The sequence below is a fragment of the Candidatus Hydrogenedentota bacterium genome (assembly GCA_012523015.1).
GTDB lineage: Bacteria > Hydrogenedentota > Hydrogenedentia > Hydrogenedentales > CAITNO01 > JAAYBJ01.
The window spans coordinates 1-4,081 of the sequence record JAAYJI010000215.1; the positions used below are offsets into that span (position 1 = coordinate 1).

The following is a 4,081-nucleotide window of genomic DNA, read 5'->3' on the forward strand; positions in this document are numbered from 1 at the left end:
GTTAACGACACATCGATCGTCGATCTGTTTCAATACACGCACCCGCGCGGGGTGCGACACAGGCGGGCAGCCTCTCGGAAATCATCGGCAAGTTTCAATACACGCACCCGCGCGGGGTGCGACAGCGCAAGCCGGAGATCGGCCTCCGGCTCCCGCGTGTTTCAATACACGCACCCGCGCGGGGTGCGACTTATGATTTCGCCTTCGGCGGCGCGGCGAAGGAGTTTCAATACACGCACCCGCGCGGGGTGCGACATCCGCTCGCCCCGCGCGAGCAAACGGAAAGGACGTTTCAATACACGCACCCGCGCGGGGTGCGACACATGCCGAGCGACATACTCGATGCGGCGAGCGCGGTTTCAATACACGCACCCGCGCGGGGTGCGACAAGAATATAAGGACGAGCAGGCCGAGCTCGAGAAGTTTCAATACACGCACCCGCGCGGGGTGCGACAGCCTATCATTTTGACCCCTGATAGCATTGGGTAAAAGTGCTGTAAATCGCGAACCTCCTCCAAAAGTTCGTCGAGAGCGCTTGTTCGTTTTTGGTCAACACGCTAAGTAGTTCTTATACATAAGGTTAAGCTCAGCGCGAACCTCCCGGGGTTTTCATGGGTGCTTGGGGTTCGCGCTAGAACTCACAATCTTTGTTCGTATTCATATTAAACTGGATATTCTGCAGAACAAGGCGTTCCGTTCTTGGATTGTATTCTTACACATTATCAAGGGGAAATGCAATTTTATAGTCGCCCCAAATCAAGTCGGGACAGCACTCTTCTTGGGGCAGTATTTTAGCGGTCTGCCTCAATCTTCGGCGTCCTTAGGCTGTTTGCGTATTGACGTCATATGGAATAAGGACCATCATGATTTATGTTCCTATTTCCAATAAAAAGGCGGATAGTCTTCCATATCTCCTCTTATATAACGGGCAAAAAGCATGGCCTGCACATGGGGCACCAATCCTATAGAAATTTTTTCATTCAGAAAAGGATGCTGAATCGTTTCCTGTTTTCTTCTTTGATAGGCCGCCAAAATTTCTTTGCGTGCTTCGTCGGTGAGGTAGCATGCCCCGGATTGGGTTATTTCGAAGTCTGCGTTCCGCACCTGCCGTCTATTGATCAGAGAAAGGACAAGTCGATCGACCATGTAGGGGCGCAGCTCTTCCATGAGATCAAGAGCGAGTCCGGGCCTGCCCGGCCGGTCCGTATGCAGATAGCCGACATCCGGATCCAAACCTACGGTTTCCAGTGCGCTCCTCACATCATGGGCGAGGATGGTGTAGTAAAAAGAAAGCAGCGTATTCGTTGGATCCAAGGGTGGTCTTCTGGATCGCCCTTTAAACTTAAAATGATCTTTTTGGGCAATGATAAGATGGTCAAATAAGGCAAAATATTGCCTCGCTCCGTCTCCCTCAATCCCGCGTATACTGTCCACCGAATCTCGGAACTTTAGGTCTCGAATACTATTCGCGAGATAGTCGACGCCTTCCATTATTTCCCCCGCTATGAGGGGATCGTTCTGTTCTCTTTGTGCACGTAAAAGGATATTTCGACAATTGGTGAGTTTGGCAGCGATACAATTGCGCGCTACGTCCGCCGCTATTTCGGGATTATCTGCTTTACGGTATTGTTCGCGCCTAAGGAGTACATTTCCCGCAACCGGTCCTTGTACTTTGGCGAGAAATCGCCCGCAGTCACTGAGAAAGCTGATACTCACGTCATTGGCGGCACAAGCGCCCATCAAGTCGGGCGTACAACCAACAGATCCGAAGCAGACGATGCTGTCTAAAGCTTGGAGAGGCAATTTTACTTTTGGTCTGCTTTCAATAGAGATGCAGACTGTTTCGCTTTCCTTGGATAAGTAAGCTCCGGGCGTTGTAACATACAAGGTATTCAAAAGTTTTTTCATAGGGAATCACTTGCCTCCGGTTCAAATAATTCACGCATATATAAACTAAGCTTACGCGTAGCGGCGGTCTGTTTGGGCAAACATAAATTGTATTGTGCACAATTGTCACATTTGGATTCGTAGACAGCGGGCGGTGTTTTTCCGGCTCTAAAGAGCAGGTGCATACGCTTTGCCAAGTTCGCCGTTTCTTCACGCAAAGAAGCATCAAAGCTTACGAGGTAACGGCGGCGTGGCTGTCCGTAGAAGATAGCTCCTTCCGGGATTTGACAATTCAACATTTCCTCAAGGCACAGGGCTTGTCCGCAAAGTTGTACCTCGTCGCAGCGGGTCGGCTTCGGTCTACCCCGTTTATATTCAACGGGATAGACCTGCCTTCCCTGTGCTGTTTGATGAAATTCCACGACATCGGCTTGTCCGGTCAATCCGAGTCGGAGCGAGCGGAGGCGGAGTCCTCGTGTGGTCTGCACGTCTCCTCTCGTCTCCTCCTCGCTTTGGTGAACCCGTTCATGAAGATGATTGCCTTCCACGGTTAAGCGATTGTCTTCCCATTGGCACTCGATATGGATCAGTGCCCACTGTCTCTCACAGAAAGACAAACTCTGTAACGCGGAGATTGGCAACAAATCATCTTCTTCATACATGGCGGCTTCCCGGTACTATAAAGCAGCAGAGCACATAGACGCCCTGGGAAAGTCTGTTTTTTGGGATCGGGCTGCGGTTATCGCCCCAGGGGCGGCGCATCTTATCACGCCCTTTCTTCGGGGCTGAGACTTTTTGACGGCAACCTGTTGTGAATGCTTGAAGAATCATCGCCGAATGACCTCCTTATTTTCACGATCAGGAACTTCGATAATTCCATCTTTCATGATGGGCCGATAGAAGAGGGGGGCGGGATTTTTCAGATCCCTGTAGTCCCGATCATAGAACATCCAGCCCAATGCACGGACCCCCTTCAACTCGTCGGGACAAGGCGCTGCCGGCTCGTCGGGCTCGACCAATCGAAAGGCGCACACAAATTCACTATAACCTAAATAAGGTTGCTTGAAAATCGGACCTTTTTTGACGCGCCGCTCAAATATGGCAGCATATTTGGCTTCTTTTTCGTCTTTCCGAACAAGGGGCCTATCCTGCCCTTTCAAAACCAAACCCGACTTTTTGGGTCGCTGATTCGGCTCGATAAAATCGAATTCGCCACGGAGCCGATATTTCACGTCCCGCAACAACAGGACCGTGCGCGACCCGGGATCACTTTCTACATACGGCGTTATCCTATTCGAGGCCATCTCTCGTACTTTATCGCAAGGGATGGATTCCAAACGGATGGGAGACAACACCTGTATTTCCTTGATCCGCCATTCTATGGCGGGTTTCCAAAAAATACAACCGAAAATACCACGGGCGGCGGAAGGCGTAATCACGTCATAACTGACAAGACCAGATGTTTTTTCCGGGCGCGTAAAACAAGCATAAGGCGCCGCCACTTCCAAACAAAAACCTCTCATCAACAGTCCTCTTGTTGTTCCAGTCCTTCAAACTATTTACGCCGCTATATGAAAATAATTGTTTTACACTTCCAAACGCATGGTATCACTATACAACGAAGGGACGACGTACTCCAAAAAGGCCGATTACTTTTATGCGCGTTGACAGCACGCGCTTTTGTATAGGCTTCGTGTAGGGGCAGACGCCAACACAGGAATGAAGGAGGGGGAGGAAAGTTTCTCAAAGGCAGGTGAAATAAGTACGGGGGCAAGGGAAGGGATAATCCCCGATACACACGCTTTTGAGATGGTGCCGGGAGAGGGACTCGAACCCTCATGGTATCGCTACCGCCGGATTTTGAATCCGGTGCGTCTGCCAATTTCGCCATCCCGGCGCGAGCATAACTATACTTGAATATAGGAAGAAAAATCAAACTTTTTTCCAGCGTTATTCGCCAAGAAAGGGAAAGCCCAAAACAAAGGCGAACTCAAAAAAAATTCTCTACTCACCCTGTGATCTTTCGCAATGAAGCGAAGAATCTCAGCCCTCCGCCGCCTGCAACGCCCTTCCGGGTCCACCTGGTTCATTTGATCCGTCCCGTCCATTCTGCCCGCGCCATGTCTGCGCTACCTGAGACGAAGCGCTGTGCGGTGTAGGGGCGCGACTCATCGCGCCCGAGGTGTTTTTATCA

At 50.7% G+C, this 4,081-nt stretch carries 3 protein-coding genes, 1 tRNA gene and 1 CRISPR repeat array; all 4 genes read right to left on the minus strand.

Annotation, left to right across the window (positions count from 1 at the left end):
• Positions 1-26: 26 nt before the first annotated feature.
• Positions 27-455: a CRISPR direct-repeat array (repeat unit 33 nt; unit sequence GTTTCAATACACGCACCCGCGCGGGGTGCGACA).
• Positions 456-876: 421 nt separating this feature from the next.
• Positions 877-1,908: a type I-C CRISPR-associated endonuclease Cas1 gene (cas1c, locus tag GX117_09235; protein ID NLO33524.1), complete on the minus strand. Its 1,032-nt coding sequence runs from the start codon at positions 1,906-1,908 to the stop codon at positions 877-879.
• The gene (gene cas4 / locus GX117_09240; GenBank protein NLO33525.1) at positions 1,905-2,549 is read right to left on the minus strand and encodes a CRISPR-associated protein Cas4; all 645 of its coding nucleotides are present in this window, start codon (positions 2,547-2,549) and stop codon (positions 1,905-1,907) included. Before cas4 ends, cas1c begins: the two co-directional genes overlap by 4 nt.
• Before the next feature lie 165 nt (positions 2,550-2,714).
• Complete coding sequence (gene cas5c / locus GX117_09245) at positions 2,715-3,410, minus strand: type I-C CRISPR-associated protein Cas5 (protein ID NLO33526.1); 696 nt, start codon at positions 3,408-3,410, stop codon at positions 2,715-2,717.
• Positions 3,411-3,697: 287 nt separating this feature from the next.
• A tRNA-Leu gene (locus GX117_09250) sits at positions 3,698-3,784 on the minus strand.
• Between the last annotated feature and the right edge of the window lie 297 nt (positions 3,785-4,081).

Excerpts from the sequence above, each read along its gene's own strand:
- cas4 (NLO33525.1), bottom strand. The coding sequence starts at position 2,549 with ATGTATGAAGAAGATGATTTGTTGCCAATCTCCGCGTTACAGAGTTTG.
- cas1c (NLO33524.1), bottom strand. The coding sequence starts at position 1,908 with ATGAAAAAACTTTTGAATACCTTGTATGTTACAACGCCCGGAGCTTAC.
- cas5c (NLO33526.1), bottom strand. The coding sequence starts at position 3,410 with ATGAGAGGTTTTTGTTTGGAAGTGGCGGCGCCTTATGCTTGTTTTACG.